The organism is Ramlibacter sp. (genome assembly GCF_035627355.1).
Lineage (GTDB): Bacteria > Pseudomonadota > Gammaproteobacteria > Burkholderiales > Burkholderiaceae_C > Ramlibacter.
In genome coordinates, this window is sequence record NZ_DASPLW010000077.1 from 1 (window position 1) to 13,767 (window position 13,767).

Here is a 13,767-nt window from a genome sequence, read left to right on the forward strand (position 1 = left end):
CGGCTATCGCCCCAGCACCCATTCCCCGCATCGCAAGCCCACCCAAGTCAGCGCCAGCGACCCGACCAGGTGCAGCGCCGACAGGGCGAGGGCCTGGCCGATGCGCCCGGCCTGCAGCAGCTGCACGGTCTCCATCGAGAACGTCGAGAAGGTGGTCAGGGCGCCGAGGAAGCCGGTGATCAACGCCAGCCGCCAGAGCGGATCGAGCTGCGGCTGCGCCTGCAGGATGGCCACCAGCAGCCCGATCAGCCAGCCGCCGGCCAGGTTGGCGGCCAGGGTGCCCAAGGGCAGCCAGGTGCTGCCGGTGTTCAGCCAGAGCGAGAGATGCCACCGGGCCAGCGCCCCGGCCGAGGCGCCCAGGCAGAGCAGGAGGACGGCCGCCATCAGGCGGGGGGCTGGTCGAGCAGGGCGCGAATGCCGGCTTCCAGGCCTTCCATGCGGGCGGCCAGGTTGGGCGCGGATTCCTTGGCCACCTGCATGTAGCGCTCGAAGTTCGCCAGCACGGCGGCGCGATCCGGGTGGTGCCTCAGCGCGCTGGCCAGGGCCGCCTGCAGCACCTGCACCTGGGCGACCAGCGCGAACTGGTTGTCCTTCAGCGCCTCGATGTGCTGGGCCTGCTCGGCCAGCTGCTGCCGGATGTCGTCGGGATCCATGCGGACCAATGTAGCAGGGCGCCGCTGGACGCTCAGGGCAGGCGGGCGGTGGCCTGGCCCTGCGCGGGCCCGGCGTCCGGCGCCACCCGCCGCGCCTCGATGCGCGTCGCGGGAATCAGGCGCAGCGGCGGCTCGGTGTCGACCGGCCCGGCGGCCTGCTGCGGTACGGCACGCGGCGAGGCGGGGCGAGCGGGACGGGCCGGGACGTCTGGGGCCACGGCCGCTTCCGCTGGCGATGCGGTCCTGTCGGAACGGCCCACGAGTGCCCACGCGGCGGCGAAGGCGGTCGCCACGGCAATGGCCGCACCCCAGGCCAGGCGAGCCTTGGTGCGATCGGCCGGCAGCCGGACGCGGCCCGGCTGGCGCGGCTCGGTGGAGCGGGTGCGGCCGAAGTCGTAGCGGGCTCGGCGGTCGGCATCGGACAGCACCTCGTAGGCCTGGTTGATCAGGGCCATGGCCTCGCTGTCGGCCGTGTCGCTGCGATCCGGGTGGTGCTGCTGCGCGAGGCGGCGCCAGGCCTGGCGCACGTCCTGCGCCGACGCCGCGGGGCTCAACCCCAGCACGTCGTACAAGGAGGCGGGACCCTTGGCAGACATGGGGCCGGACCCTATCACGGACCGGAACGTGATGCATCCGGCATTACGTGCGGGGTGGCGGCGTCTTCGGTTCGTAGTCGCAGTAGGCGCGCACGGCGCAGCGCCAGCATTGGGGCAGGCGCGCCACGCACACGTAGCGTCCGTGCAGGATCAACCAGTGGTGCGCATCGGCCATGTAGGCCTCGGGCACCCGCTGCAGCAGCTTCATCTCGACCTGCAGCGGATCCTTGCCTGGCGCCAGGCCGGTGCGGTTGGCGACCCGGAAGATGTGCGTGTCCACCGCCATGGTCGGCTCGCCGAAGGCCACGTTCAGCACCACGTTGGCCGTCTTGCGGCCCACCCCGGGCAGGGCCTCCAGGGCTTCGCGGGTGCGCGGCACCTCGCCGCCGTGGCGCTCCAGCAGCAGCCGGCAGGTCTCCAGCAGGTTGCGCGCCTTGGTGCGGTACAGGCCGATGGTGCGGATGTGGCTCTCGAGCCCGTCCAGGCCCAGGTCCAGCATGGCCTGCGGGCTCGGCGCCACCACGAACAGCCGGCGTGTCGCCTTGTTGACACCGGCGTCGGTGGCCTGCGCCGACAGCAGCACGGCCGCCAGCAGCTCGAAGACGCTGCTGTATTCCAGTTCGGATTGCGGGGAGGGATTGGCCGCCTTCAGGGTGGCGAAGAAGGGTTCGACGTCGGCGTCTTTCACGGCTGCGGAGTGTAGGCCGGTGTTAACGTCACCCGGTCATCCAGGAGGCCCGCCATGCCCGACTTCGAGACCCTCTACATCCGCAAGGACGCATCCAACCCGCGCATCGCCCGCCTGGTGCTGAACCGGCCCGAGCGCCTCAATGCGATCGGCGAGGCCACCCCGCGCGAGCTGCGCCAGGCGGTCGAGTGGGCCGATGCCGACGACGAGGTGCACGTGATCGTGGTCGAGGGCGCCGGCAAAGGCTTCTGCGGCGGCTACGACCTGACCGTGTTCGGCCAGGGCGAGGTCGACCATCCATGCCAGCAGGAACGCTTCCCCTGGGACCCGATGGCCGACTACGCCTACATGAAGCGCAACACCGAGGACTTCATGGCGCTGTGGCGCAGCCCCAAGCCGACCATCGCCAAGGTGCACGGCCATGCGGTGGCCGGCGGCAGCGACATCGCGCTGTGCTGCGACCTGCTGGTGATGGCCGAGGATGCGCGCATCGGCTACATGCCCACCCGGGTGTGGGGCTGCCCGACCACCGCGATGTGGACCTTCCGGCTGGGCCCCACCCGCGCCAAGCAGCTGATGTTCACCGGCGACACGATCGACGGCCGCACGGCTGCCGACTGGGGGCTGGCCAACGCGTGCGTGCCGGCGGCGCAGCTGGAGGAGGCCACGATGCAGCTGGCGCAGCGCATCGCCGGCGTGCCGCGCAGCCACCTGGCCATGCACAAGCTGGTGGTCAACCAGGTGATGCTGGCGCAGGGCCTGGAGCAATCCCAGCAGCTCGCCACCGTGTTCGACGGCATCACCCGGCACAACCCGGAAGGCCTGTGGTTCCGCCGTTACGCGCAGGCGGAGGGCTTCAAGGCGGCCGTCCAGTGGCGCGACAGTGGCCAGCCCATCCCCGAGGGCGAGGACGCGCGTGCCCGTATCGCCGAGCTCGACGAGCGGAAGAGGCGCGGGCAGCAGGGACAATGACGGTCGATCCGCGAACGCGTTCCGCCACCCGCCATGCCCTTCGACTTCCACAACCCCTATCCCACCACGCGCATTCCCGTCCTCGCGCGCAACGTCGTCTCCACCTCGCACCCGCTGGCCGCGCAGGCCGGGCTGCGCATGATGTGGAAGGGCGGCAATGCGGTGGATGCCGCCATCGCGGCCGCCGCGGCGATGACGATCTGCGAGCCGGTCAGCAACGGCCTGGGCAGCGATGCCTTCGCCATCCTGTGGGATGGCCAGTCGCTGCACGGGCTCAACGCGGCCGGTCGTGCGCCCGCCAGCTGGACCCCGGACTACTTCCGCCGCCAGTACGGCCAGGACGCCGCCAGCCCGCCCAAGCGCGGCCCCGATTCGATCACGGTGCCCGGTGCGGTGTCCGGCTGGGTCGCCCTCTCGGAGCGCTTCGGCAAGCTGCCCTTTGCCGACCTACTGGAGCCGGCCATCGAGATCGCCGAGCGCGGCTACCTGCTGCCGGTGGTGGTGCAGCAGAAGTGGGCCGCGGCCACGCCCGAGCTGGGTTCGCTGCCGGGCTTCGCGCAGTCCTTCCTGCCCTGGGGCCGGGCGCCCCGCGTCGGCGAGCTGTTCCGGTTCCCGGCCGCGGCGCGGGCCCTGCGGCGTATCGCCGAGAGCCGCGGCGCCGCCTACTACGGCGGCGAGATCGCGCAGGCGATCGAGCGCTTCGTGGGCGAGCATGGCGGCTCGATCACGGCGGCGGATTTCGCCAGCTTCAAGCCGGAATGGGTGCAGCCCATCGAGCGCGACTACCGCGGCTACACGCTGCACGAGATCCCGCCCAGCGGGCAGGGCATCGCCGCCCTGATCGCGCTGGGCATCCTCGAGCGCTTCGACCTGGCCGGCCTGCCGGTGGACGGCGCCGACTCCCAGCACCTGCAGATCGAGGCCATGAAGCTGGCCTTCGCCGACGTGTACCGCTACGTGGCCGAGCCCTCGTCCATGGAAGTGACGGCCGCGCAGATGCTGGATGACGCCTACCTCGCGTCCCGCGCCCGGCTGATCGATCCGAAGAAGGCGCAGGACTTCGGCGCCGGCAACCCGGCCAAGGGCGGCACCATCTACCTGACCGCCGCCGACGAGAACGGGATGATGGTCAGCTTCATCCAGAGCAACTACATGGGCTTCGGCTCCGGCGTGGTGGAGCCGAGCTTCGGCATCAGCCTTCAGAACCGCGGCCATGGGTTCAGCCTGCGCGAAGGCGCCAACCAGGTGGCGCCGGGCAAGCGGCCGTTCCACACCATCATCCCGGCCTTCCTCACCCGTCGGGTGGACGGGCGGGTCGAGCCCGTCATGTCCTTCGGCGTGATGGGCGCGAACATGCAGCCCCAGGGCCACGTGCAGACGCTGGTGCGCATGCTCGACTACCGGCAGAGCCCGCAAGCCGCCTGCGACGCGCCGCGCTGGCGCTTCAACGCCGGCCTGGAGATCAACGTCGAGCAGCAGATGGACAAGGCCACGGTGCGCGAGCTGGCTGCCCGCGGGCACCAGGTCGAGGTGATCGACGACAACTACCAGGACTTCGGCGCCGGCCAGTTCATCTGGCGTGCCGGTGATCCGAAGGTGGAAGGCTACGTGGCCGCGTCGGACTCGCGCCGCGACGGGCTCGCGGCCGGCTTCTAGTCGCGCGTCGGGTTCTCCTGCGGGGCCTTGCGCGGCCCCGACAGCGAGCCGTGCGCGTCGGCGTAGGCCTTTGTGAACTCCGCCCCCAGCAGGAAGATCTGCGCGGCGTAGTACACCCACACCAGCAGGACCACGAGCGCGCCGGCCGCCTCGAAGGATTCGTTGACGCGGCTCTTGCCGATGTACAGGCCGATCAGCAGCTTGCCGACCTCGAACAGCAGCGCGGTGACGACGGCGCCCACCCAGACGTCGTTCCAGCGCACCGGGGCGGAGGGCATCAGCTTGAAGATGGTCGCGAACAGCGCCGACAGGAAGGCCATGGACAGCAGCAGGTTCAGCGCCTGCAGCAGCGCCTCCCAGCCCGGCACCAGCCCGCCGGCCCAGGTGCCCACCGTGGCCAGCACGGCGCTGACCACCAGCGACACCATCAGCAGGAAGGCCACCGCCAGGATCAGCCCGAAGGACAGCAGACGCGAGCGCAGCATGCCGACGATCCCGGCCGGCTTGTCCGCCTCCGGCACCTTCCAGATCCGGTCCAGCGCGTTCTGCAACTCGGCGAACACCGTGGTCGCGCCCACCAGCAGCAGCGCGAAGCTGGTGAGGCCGGCGACGAGGCCGCGCTCGGTGTCGCTGTGCTGCGCCACCAGCCGCTCGACCATCTGCGCGCCCTGGGTGCCCACCATGCCCGAGATCTGGCCCGTGATCTCGCCCATCACCGCCTCGCGCCCGAACACACCGCCGGCCACGGCGATCACGATCACGAGCAGGGGCGCCAGCGAGAACACCGTGTAGTACGAGATCGCCGCGCCCATCGAAGGCGCGTAGTCGTTGGACCAGGCCTTGACGGCCTGGATGGCGAGGCGCAGGAGCGTGCGGGGACCGAGCATGGCGAGCGCTTCTTATAGATCGTGCCGGTGAACGCCGGCGTTCGCAACGGCCGAGCCGGCGCGTAGTCCCGCGCCTACGCCGGGATGCCCGCCGGTCCGCTGGACCCGTGCGCTTGGCGGCGTATGAAGGAAGGCAGACCCAGGAGGTATCCGATGCATACCGCGCTTTGCACCTTCGACGACCGCGACACGGCCGAGCGTGCCCGCGAGCGGCTGGTCCAGGCCGGCTTCGCCCGGCGCGACATCCACCTGCAGCACCGCGGCCCCACCGACTCCGACAGCATGGGCGAGGACCCGCGCGCGTGGGAGGGCACCGATCGCGAGATCGCCGCCAGCCGCGACATGGTGGACAAGGTCGCCGGCTTCTTCGTGCACCTGTTCGGCGCGGACGATCCCGAGCGCCGCCACGAGACCTGGTCGCGCGCCGTGGACAGCGGCCGCACCGTGCTGGTGGTGGACAACGTCGACGAACGCGAGGCACAGCGTGCCCGCGACCTGCTGCACGACCTGCAGGCCGCCGACGTCGCGGTCCACCATAGTCCGAGCCGGCTGACGGTCCACGACATCCTGGGCGCCCGCGCCGAGGACACGGGCCCGGACGCCCCGCCGGGATTCGCCGAGAGCCGAGAGCCCGCCTGGAGCGACCGCTCCGAGGGCATCCGCGAACGTGCGCTCGCCGCCGGCGACGTCGGCGAACAGCGGCCGCTGGACCTGCGCGACCCTGACCAGGAACGCGAGGAAGTCCGCCGCGGGGAGCGGGACAAGCCATCGCGCTGAGCTTTCCCGGCACGGCGCCTGCAGGCGGGATCCAGGGCGTCCCTCCGGCGGGGGCCGCGGACCGACGCAGTCGGGCTTGGCATGGATTGAACCCATCCGCGGCTAGCTGGCGTGTGCTCTTGGCTAGACTCCAGCCAAGGGGGATCGGGACTTGGCGATTTTTCCTCAAGGCAAGACACGCATTCGCGAGCGCATTCGGGAACAGGCCAATCGAGGAGAGGCCAGGGTGCTGGAAGCACTCGCACGGCACCTCGAGGACGACTACACGATCTGGCACAACATTCCCATCATGGGATCCGGCCGTGAGCCGGATTTCGTGATCCTCCATCCCAGGCGCGGACTGCTGGTGCTGGAAGTCAAGGCATGGAAGCGCCAAAACATCCGGGATGCCAACCCCATGCTGGTGCAGCTGGACACCGAGTCCGGTACGGTTCACCAGCGGCATCCTGTTGCCCAGGCACGTGATTACGTCCAGGACCTGATGCACCAGGTGCAGAAGATTCCGGAGCTGCTTCATCCGGAGGGTCGCCACAGGGGCAAGCCGCTGATGCCTTGGGGTTGGGGCGCGGTTCTCAGCCACGTGAAGCGGTCCGACGTGGAGGCCGATCCGAGCTTTCATGCCGTGTTCGAGCCGCACAAGGTGCTGCTGGCAGAAGACCTTGCCGACGACCTGGACAGCATGGCGTTCCAGGAGAAGTTGTGGGGCATGTTCAGCGTCGGCTGGTCGGCCCACCTCACCTTGCCGCAGATGAACATCGTGCGAGGGTTGCTGTTTCCCGAGCTGCGGGTCGGCGTGCAGCAGTCCCTGCCGCTGGATCCCAGCCCTTCGCGGCTGCTGGTCCAGGACCTGCTGCACGTCATGGACCTGCAACAGGAATCCGTGGCGCGCGGACTCGGCGAGGGGCACCGCGTGATCCATGGGCCGGCTGGCTCCGGCAAGACCATGATCCTGATCTTTCGTGCCGCGCAGCTCGAGGCGATCGCGCGCGAAGGCAAGCCTGTGCTCGTGCTCTGCTACAACAAGAACCTGGCCGAGCGGATCGAGCTGATGCTGCGTCTCAAGGGCGTAGGCCGCAACGTCCAGGTCAGCACCTTTCACGCGTGGGCGTTGGACCTGGTCCGAACCTACCAGCTCGCGCCGGTCCGCCCCCGCTTGTCGCACGACGAGCTCGATGCACTCGCCAGCCTCGCATGCCAGGGCATTGCCAGCGAGCGCATCCCGAAAGGCCAGTATGCGGCCATCCTGATCGATGAAGCGCACGACCTGGCTGACGACTGGCTGGCAGCGACAGCGCAGATGGTGGATCCGGCCACGCGCTCGCTGCTGGTCCTGTACGACGATGCGCAGTCGATCTACCAGAAGTCGCGCCGCAGGATGAGCTTCGCGAAGCTGGGAATTGAGGCCCAGGGTCGGACCGAGATCCTGAAGATCAACTATCGCAACACCACCGAGGTGCTGGCCGTAGCGATGGAATGCGCCGGTACCCTGTTGCAGGGCCCTTCGGTTGCCAGCGAGGATGCGGCGCCGTTGGTCGTGCCGCAGTCGGCTGGACGCAGCGGACCCGTGCCTACGTTGCACGCCTTTGCCGACGGTCGCAAGGAAGCCGCGCACATTGCGGACGCGATTGCCGAGGAGCTTGCCGCAGGCCGTTCGCCGGCCGACATCGCCGTGCTGGCCCCCCGCCATCGCACACTGGAATCCATCGAATCGGCCCTCCGCTCCAGGGGCGTGCCTGTCCGGCCATCGAAGGGGCCGGCGCCGGAAGGCGAGTGCGTGCGCTTGACGACCTTGCATAGCAGCAAAGGGCTGGAGTTCCCGGTCGTGTTCGTTGCCGGCGTGGACGAACTCGATACGTCGGCGGCCCGGCGCGACGAGGAGTTGCGCCTGCTCTATGTGGGGATGACCCGGGCCACGCACCGCCTGCACTTGTCCAGCGTCGGATCCAATGTGTTGGTTGCCCAGGTTGCGCAAAGCGTGGATCGGGTGCGCCGCGCCTACGGGCAACCCGTTGACACCGGGGCCGCCGGGCTTGCCCCGGAGCCTGCCCCTGCGTAGATGGCGGAGCAATGGTGGGCTCCGTTGTTGGCGCCACAATAGAACAGGTTTCCCCGCCATATTCCAGGATCCCCATGCCTCTGCCTTTCGCCTCCCGCCTCGACAACGTCGAAACCTCCGCCATCCGCGAACTGTTCAAGCTGCTCGGCAAGCCGGGCATCATTTCCTTCGCCGGCGGCTTTCCGGACAGCGCCATGTTCGACGTCGAGGGCCTGCGCGAGGCCAGCCAGAAGGCGCTCGCCGAGGAGCCGGGCGCCGCGCTGCAGTACGGTGCCACTGAAGGCTACGACCCGCTGCGCCAGCAGCTGGCCGCGTTCGAGCAGGCCAAGGGCGTGGCCGGCCTGGAAGCCAGCCAGCTGATCGTCACGACGGGCAGCCAGCAGGCGCTCGACCTGCTGGGCAAGACGCTGGTCGGGCCCGGCGACAAGGTGATCGTGGAAGGGCCCACCTTCCTGGCCACCATCCAGTGCTTCCGGCTGTATGGGGCCGACCTCGTCTCCGCGCCGATCGACGCGGAGGGCGTGCAGGTGGATCGGCTCGAGGCGCTGATCGCCGAGCACCGCCCCAAGTTCGTCTACCTGATCCCCACCTTCGGCAACCCCAGCGGCGCGCTGCTGTCGCTGGAGCGCCGGCGCAAGGTGCTGGAGCTGGCCGTGAAGTACAAGACGCTGATCGTCGAGGACGACCCCTACGGCGACCTGTTCTTCAGCCCCGAGCCGCCGCCGCCCTCGCTGCTGGCGCTGTGCAGCGAAGTGCCCGGCTCGCGCGAGTGGCTGGCGCACTGCGGCAGCATGAGCAAGGTGTTGTCGCCGGGCCTGCGCGTGGGCTGGCTGGTGGCGCCGGCGGAGCTGCTGGCCAAGGCCACCATGTGCAAGCAGTTCAGCGACGCCCACACCAGCACCTTCGCCCAGGCGACGGCGGCGCAGTACCTGCGCAGCGGGCGCATGCCGGCCACGCTGAAGCACGTGCGCCAGGTCTATGCCGAGCGGGCGCAGGCCATGGGTGACGCGCTGCAGCGCGAACTGGGCGACGCGATCACCTTCACCCAGCCGCAGGGCGGCCTGTTCTTCTGGGCGCGGCTCACCGGGGCCGGCGGCAAGGTCCGCGATGCCGGCGAGTTCGCCCGGCGTGCCATCGAGCAGGGGGTGGCGTTCGTGCCGGGCGCACCTTTCTTCGCCCGGGATCCGGATGCCAGTTCGCTGCGCCTGTCGTTCGCCACCGCCGACGTGGACAAGATCCGCGAAGGCATCGCGCGGCTCGGCAAGGCGCTGTAGCAGCGGCTGCGCGAGGCCGTCGTACCGACCAGGAGGTGATGCCATGACCAGCCAGGTGTTCACCAGCGGGCGCATCCGTCGCGCGGACTACGACCCCGGTACACGCCAGCTCGAGTTGCACTTCGACAACCGCTCGGTGCTGGCCTACAAGCACGTGCCGCAGGAGGTGTTCCGGCGCCTGTGCAGCGCACCCAACCCCGCGACCTACTGGGAAGACCGCATCGCCGAGGAGTACCCCAAGGGCACGCCAGGCAAGCCCGAAGGGCAGGGCGGCAGCGGCAAGACACTCGGCGACCTGTTCGGTGGAGGGAGCGACTAGATGGACGCAGTGACCATGGACGCACGCGCCGCGGGCGCGGGAACGACGCCCGGGGCCGCGCAGGCCCTGGCGCTGCAGTTCGAACGGCTGCGTGCGGCCCAGGCCGCCGAGCCCTGGCCGGAATGGCCGGTGCGCGAGCAGCGCCTGCGCCGGCTGCTGCAGCTGGTGCGCGACCACGAGCCGGCGATCGCGGCGGCCATCCACCAGGATTTCGGCAACCGCCCGTCGATCGAGACCGAGATCATCGAGGTCTGGCCCAGCCTGGAGGAGATCAAGGGCGCGCTGCGGCACGGCCGTGGCTGGATGAAGCCGCGCCGCGCCGGCGTCGGCAAGTGGTTCCTGCCGGCCCGGGCCCGCATCGTGCCGCAGCCGCTGGGCGTGGTCGGCATCATCGTGCCCTGGAACTACCCCCTGAACCTGGCCGTGACCCCGCTGGCCGCGGCGCTGGCCGCCGGCAACCGGGCGATGCTCAAGCTGTCGGAGTTCACGCCCGCCTACGGCGAGCTGATGCAGCGTCTGGTGGGCGAGGCCTTCGGTGCCGACGAAGTGGTGGTGGTCACCGGCGGGGCCGACGTCGCGGTGCAGTTCAGCGCGCTGCCCTTCGACCACCTGCTGTTCACCGGTTCGACCCCGGTCGGCCGCAAGGTGATGGCGGCGGCGGCGCCCAACCTCACCCCGGTCACGCTGGAGCTGGGCGGCAAGTCGCCCGGCGTGGTGACGCCGGGCTACCCGATGGCCCATGCCGTCGAGCGCCTCCTGATGGGCAAACTGGTCAACGCCGGGCAGACCTGCATCGCGCCCGACTACGTGCTGGTGCACCGGCCCGAACTCGAGGCCTTCGTGCAGGCCGCGCAGCAGCAGGCCCGGCGCATGTACCCGTCCGGCCTGGCCGATACCGACTACTGCAGCATCGTCAACGAGCGCCAGTACGAGCGCCTGCTGGCCGGCGTGGCCGAGGCGCAGGAGCGGGGCAGTCTCGGTGTGCCCCTGTTCACGGGCGAGCAGCGCAGCGACGCGCGGCACCGGATGGCCCCGCTGCTGCTGGTGGATCCGCCTGCCGACACCCGCGTGATGAACGAGGAGATCTTCGGCCCGGTGCTGCCGGTGGTGCCCTACGATTCGGTGGAGCAGGCCATGCGCTACGTGCAGGAGCGCCCGCGGCCGCTGGCGCTGTACTGGTTCGATCGCGACCGGGCGCGCACCGACCTCGCGATGCGCGCCCTGCCAGCCGGCGGCATGACGGTGAACGACACGCTGCTGCACGCCGGTCAGGAGGGGCTGCCCTTCGGCGGGGTCGGTGCTTCCGGCATGGGCCACTACCACGGCCGCTGGGGCTTCGACACCTTCAGCAAGCTCAAGCCGGTGTTCCTGCAGTCTCCGGTGAACGCGCTGTCGCTGTTCCTGCCGCCGTACCGCCCGCTGGCGCGGCGGATGCTGCACTGGATGAAGCGGCTGTGAGCCGCGGCCGGCGAGGCGCCCGCCCGGCCAACGTCAGCCGACGGTTTCCGGCCGCGTGGACTCCGCCTCGGCCTCTTCCACGATAGGCACGCGCGGACGCTGCAGCTTGATGTGCGCGGCCAGCCCGCCCGAGGTGGTGTTCGCGAGCGCGAAGATGCCGCCCATGCGCTGCACGGTCTTGTCGACGATGGCCAGGCCCAGCCCCGCGCCGGTGGCGGCGGTGCGGGCGGCGTCGCCGCGGAAGAAGGGCTTGATCAGGTTGGGCAGCGCCTCGGGCGCCACGCCCATGCCGTGGTCGCGCACCTTGAGCAGCACCCACTCGTTGCGCTGCTTGGCGGCGATGTCCACCACCGCGATGCCGGTCTCCGGCGTCTTGCCGTAGCGGCGCGCGTTCTCCAGCAGGTTGGCGATCACGCGCGCCAGCTCCACCTCGTCGGCCAGCACGTACAGGCCCTTGGGCACGTCGGTGTTGATCCGCATGTCGCCGTGGTCCTGCACCGCATAGACGCAGGCCTCCACCACGCTGCGCAGGTTGACCGGCTTGAGCTCGGCGTGGTCGGGCCGGGCGTAGTCGAGGAACTTGTCGATGATGGCGTCGAGCTGGTCGATGTCGGACGCCATGTGCTCGCGCGCTTCCGGGTCGGCCACGCTCATCTCGGTTTCCAGCCGCAGCCGCGCCAGCGGCGTGCGCAGGTCGTGCGAGATGCCGGCCAGCATGACGGCGCGGTCCTGCTCGATCTTGGCGAGCTGCTGCGCCATGCGGTTGAAGCCGATGTTGACCTCGCGGATCTCGCTGGTGACGGCCTTCTCGTCCAGCCGGCTGGCGTCGAAATCGCCGTCGCGCACGCGGCTTGCCGCGAACGACAGCTGCTTGAGCGGCCGGTTGATCAGGCGGGCGATCAGGGCGGCGCCGGCCAGCGAAAGGCCGGCCGCGGTGATCAGCCAGATCAGCCAGGTGCGGCCGCCCACGCGGGCGAATCGATCGCGGTCCATCAGGAGCCAGTAGGCGTCGGAGTCGATCTTGAACCCGACCCAGAATCCTTGCTCGCCATTCACGGCCGAGGCCAGGATGGTGCCGGGCCCCAGGCGCTTGAGCAGCTCGTCGGCCACGCGCTCGTCGAGCGACGCGGAATCGAACACCACGTAGACGTCGGTCGGCTTGCTCGGCAGGATGCGCACGCCTTCCTGCTCGGCCAGGGTTTTGATCAGCGAGACGCGGGCGATGGCGTCGGAGTAGCGCAGCGCGGCCCGGCTGAGGTTCACCAGCGAGGCGATCTGCTGGGACGTCTGCACGGCCCGCGGCTCGAACTCGAGCGCGCGGAAGGTCTGCAGCCAGGCGACGATGGAGCCGATCAGCAGCAGCGACAACAGGAAGAACGTGCGCCAGAACAGGGACAGGCCCACGCGCGGTCGCATCTCCAGCGGGGCCGGGGCCGTCTCGAGCGGCGCGGGCCCGGTGGCGTCTATGCTGGTCGAAACCCCTCGGATCATTGGCAATGGCGGATGACGGATGACGGATGACCTCGGGAGGTCATGGGCCGCATTGTCGAGTGCTGCGGCTCACTTGTCATTCGCCATCGGCCCATGGCGAGGTCGGACGCGGACTCAGCCCGCGCCGTCCGGCACGAACACGTAGCCCACGCCCCACACGGTCTGGATGTAGCGGGGCGCCGAGGGATCGAGTTCCACCAGCTTGCGCAGGCGCGAGACCTGCACGTCCAGGCTGCGGTCGAAGGGTTCGAACTCGCGGCCGCGTGCCAGCTGGGCCAGCTTCTCGCGCGACAGCGGCTGGCGCGGGTGGCGCACCAGCGCCTTGAGCATCGCGAACTCGCCGGTGGTCAGCGGCAGCTCGTCGCCGTTCTTGCGCAGGGTGCGGGCGCCCAGGTCGAAGGCGAAGGGGCCGAAGGTGACCACCTCGTTCTCGCTGGACGGGGCGCCCGGCGCTTCCTGGGCCGGGCGGCGGCGCAGCACGGCGTGCACGCGGGCCAGCAGCTCGCGCGGATTGAAGGGCTTGCCGAGGTAGTCGTCGGCGCCCACCTCGAGCCCGACGATGCGGTCCACGTCCTCGCCCTTGGCGGTGAGCATGATGATGGGGGTGCGGTCGTTGGCGGCCCGGAGCCGGCGGCAGATGGACAGTCCGTCCTCGCCCGGCATCATCAGGTCCAGCACGATGAGGTCGGCCGTCTCGCGGAGCATCAGCCGGTTGAGGGCCTTGCCGTCCTCGGCGAGGATGACTTCGAAGCCCTCCTGGGTCAGGTATCGCCTGAGCAAGTCGCGGATGCGGGCATCGTCGTCGACCACGAGGATCTTGTCGGTGCGGGCTGCAGCTTGTGTCATGATGATCCAAAACGTATTTGTAACAGAGCCGATTCTGAGGGCCTTGCACCGGGAAAAACGTGGATCGGACGGGTGCCTGACACACTGTTACACA

14 protein-coding genes are annotated in these 13,767 nt (G+C 70.0%); 7 read left to right on the forward strand and 7 right to left on the reverse strand.

All coding sequences use genetic code 11. From position 1 onward, the window contains the following. Positions 1-3 precede the first annotated feature (3 nt). Genes crcB through nth form a run of 4 tightly spaced genes read right to left on the reverse strand, consistent with a single transcriptional unit; the run spans position 4 to position 1,937 of the window. Complete coding sequence (gene crcB / locus VEC03_RS18160; protein ID WP_324918465.1) at positions 4-384, reverse strand: fluoride efflux transporter CrcB; 381 nt, start codon at positions 382-384, stop codon at positions 4-6. Next, complete coding sequence (locus VEC03_RS18165) at positions 384-653, reverse strand: hypothetical protein (protein WP_324918467.1); 270 nt, start codon at positions 651-653, stop codon at positions 384-386. Before VEC03_RS18165 ends, crcB begins: the two co-directional genes overlap by 1 nt. A gap of 32 nt (positions 654-685) precedes the next feature. Next, entirely contained in the window at positions 686-1,249 is a 564-nt protein-coding gene (locus tag VEC03_RS18170) for a J domain-containing protein (RefSeq protein ID WP_324918470.1), read from the reverse strand. A gap of 43 nt (positions 1,250-1,292) precedes the next feature. Further along, the gene (gene nth / locus VEC03_RS18175) at positions 1,293-1,937 is read right to left on the reverse strand and encodes an endonuclease III (RefSeq protein ID WP_324918474.1); all 645 of its coding nucleotides are present in this window, start codon (positions 1,935-1,937) and stop codon (positions 1,293-1,295) included. A gap of 54 nt (positions 1,938-1,991) precedes the next feature. Between nth and VEC03_RS18180 the strand changes: the two genes are divergently transcribed. Together VEC03_RS18180 and VEC03_RS18185 are read left to right on the forward strand one after the other, a co-directional pair. Further along, entirely contained in the window at positions 1,992-2,909 is a 918-nt protein-coding gene (locus VEC03_RS18180) for a crotonase/enoyl-CoA hydratase family protein (protein ID WP_324918477.1), read from the forward strand. A 33-nt stretch (positions 2,910-2,942) separates the two neighbouring features. Next, a complete protein-coding gene (locus tag VEC03_RS18185) occupies positions 2,943-4,565 on the forward strand; it encodes a gamma-glutamyltransferase family protein (RefSeq protein ID WP_324918479.1) in 1,623 nt (540 codons plus the stop codon). Here the strand turns inward: VEC03_RS18185 and VEC03_RS18190 are convergent. Further along, positions 4,562-5,452 (reverse strand): YihY/virulence factor BrkB family protein, encoded by an 891-nt coding sequence (locus VEC03_RS18190; RefSeq protein ID WP_324918480.1) that lies wholly within the window; start codon positions 5,450-5,452, stop codon positions 4,562-4,564. The genes VEC03_RS18185 and VEC03_RS18190 overlap by 4 nt on opposite strands. A gap of 153 nt (positions 5,453-5,605) precedes the next feature. Here VEC03_RS18190 and VEC03_RS18195 point away from each other — a divergent pair, with 153 nt between their 5' ends. The 5 genes from VEC03_RS18195 to VEC03_RS18215 all read left to right on the forward strand — a co-directional run bounded on the left by VEC03_RS18195 (position 5,606) and on the right by VEC03_RS18215 (position 11,336). Continuing rightward, positions 5,606-6,229, forward strand: a complete 624-nt coding sequence (locus VEC03_RS18195) for a hypothetical protein (protein WP_324918482.1) — start codon at positions 5,606-5,608, stop codon at positions 6,227-6,229. Between the two features lie 151 nt (positions 6,230-6,380). Beyond that, complete coding sequence (locus VEC03_RS18200) at positions 6,381-8,285, forward strand: 3'-5' exonuclease (protein ID WP_324918486.1); 1,905 nt, start codon at positions 6,381-6,383, stop codon at positions 8,283-8,285. Positions 8,286-8,365: 80 nt separating this feature from the next. Next, positions 8,366-9,559 carry a PLP-dependent aminotransferase family protein gene (locus VEC03_RS18205; protein WP_324918708.1) on the forward strand — a complete coding sequence of 398 codons (1,194 nt, stop codon included), beginning with the start codon at positions 8,366-8,368 and terminating at the stop codon, positions 9,557-9,559. A gap of 43 nt (positions 9,560-9,602) precedes the next feature. Next, the gene (locus VEC03_RS18210; protein ID WP_324918492.1) at positions 9,603-9,878 is read left to right on the forward strand and encodes a KTSC domain-containing protein; all 276 of its coding nucleotides are present in this window, start codon (positions 9,603-9,605) and stop codon (positions 9,876-9,878) included. A 15-nt stretch (positions 9,879-9,893) separates the two neighbouring features. Beyond that, a complete protein-coding gene (locus tag VEC03_RS18215; protein WP_414708518.1) occupies positions 9,894-11,336 on the forward strand; it encodes a coniferyl aldehyde dehydrogenase in 1,443 nt (480 codons plus the stop codon). Positions 11,337-11,369: 33 nt separating this feature from the next. Here the strand turns inward: VEC03_RS18215 and VEC03_RS18220 are convergent, their stop codons facing one another. Both VEC03_RS18220 and ompR read right to left on the reverse strand, forming a co-directional pair. After that, complete coding sequence (locus tag VEC03_RS18220; RefSeq protein WP_324918498.1) at positions 11,370-12,827, reverse strand: sensor histidine kinase; 1,458 nt, start codon at positions 12,825-12,827, stop codon at positions 11,370-11,372. 114 nt (positions 12,828-12,941) lie between these two features. Continuing rightward, the gene (gene ompR, locus VEC03_RS18225; RefSeq protein WP_055902032.1) at positions 12,942-13,673 is read right to left on the reverse strand and encodes a two-component system response regulator OmpR; all 732 of its coding nucleotides are present in this window, start codon (positions 13,671-13,673) and stop codon (positions 12,942-12,944) included. Between the last annotated feature and the right edge of the window lie 94 nt (positions 13,674-13,767).

Excerpts from the sequence above, each read along its gene's own strand:
- VEC03_RS18170 (WP_324918470.1), bottom strand. The coding sequence starts at position 1,249 with ATGTCTGCCAAGGGTCCCGCCTCCTTGTACGACGTGCTGGGGTTGAGC.
- VEC03_RS18165 (WP_324918467.1), bottom strand. The coding sequence starts at position 653 with ATGGATCCCGACGACATCCGGCAGCAGCTGGCCGAGCAGGCCCAGCAC.
- VEC03_RS18190 (WP_324918480.1), bottom strand. The coding sequence starts at position 5,452 with ATGCTCGGTCCCCGCACGCTCCTGCGCCTCGCCATCCAGGCCGTCAAG.
- VEC03_RS18195 (WP_324918482.1), top strand. The coding sequence starts at position 5,606 with ATGCATACCGCGCTTTGCACCTTCGACGACCGCGACACGGCCGAGCGT.
- VEC03_RS18215 (WP_414708518.1), top strand. The coding sequence starts at position 9,894 with ATGGACGCACGCGCCGCGGGCGCGGGAACGACGCCCGGGGCCGCGCAG.
- VEC03_RS18220 (WP_324918498.1), bottom strand. The coding sequence starts at position 12,827 with ATGATCCGAGGGGTTTCGACCAGCATAGACGCCACCGGGCCCGCGCCG.
- crcB (WP_324918465.1), bottom strand. The coding sequence starts at position 384 with ATGGCGGCCGTCCTCCTGCTCTGCCTGGGCGCCTCGGCCGGGGCGCTG.
- ompR (WP_055902032.1), bottom strand. The coding sequence starts at position 13,673 with ATGACACAAGCTGCAGCCCGCACCGACAAGATCCTCGTGGTCGACGAC.
- VEC03_RS18185 (WP_324918479.1), top strand. The coding sequence starts at position 2,943 with ATGCCCTTCGACTTCCACAACCCCTATCCCACCACGCGCATTCCCGTC.
- VEC03_RS18210 (WP_324918492.1), top strand. The coding sequence starts at position 9,603 with ATGACCAGCCAGGTGTTCACCAGCGGGCGCATCCGTCGCGCGGACTAC.
- VEC03_RS18180 (WP_324918477.1), top strand. The coding sequence starts at position 1,992 with ATGCCCGACTTCGAGACCCTCTACATCCGCAAGGACGCATCCAACCCG.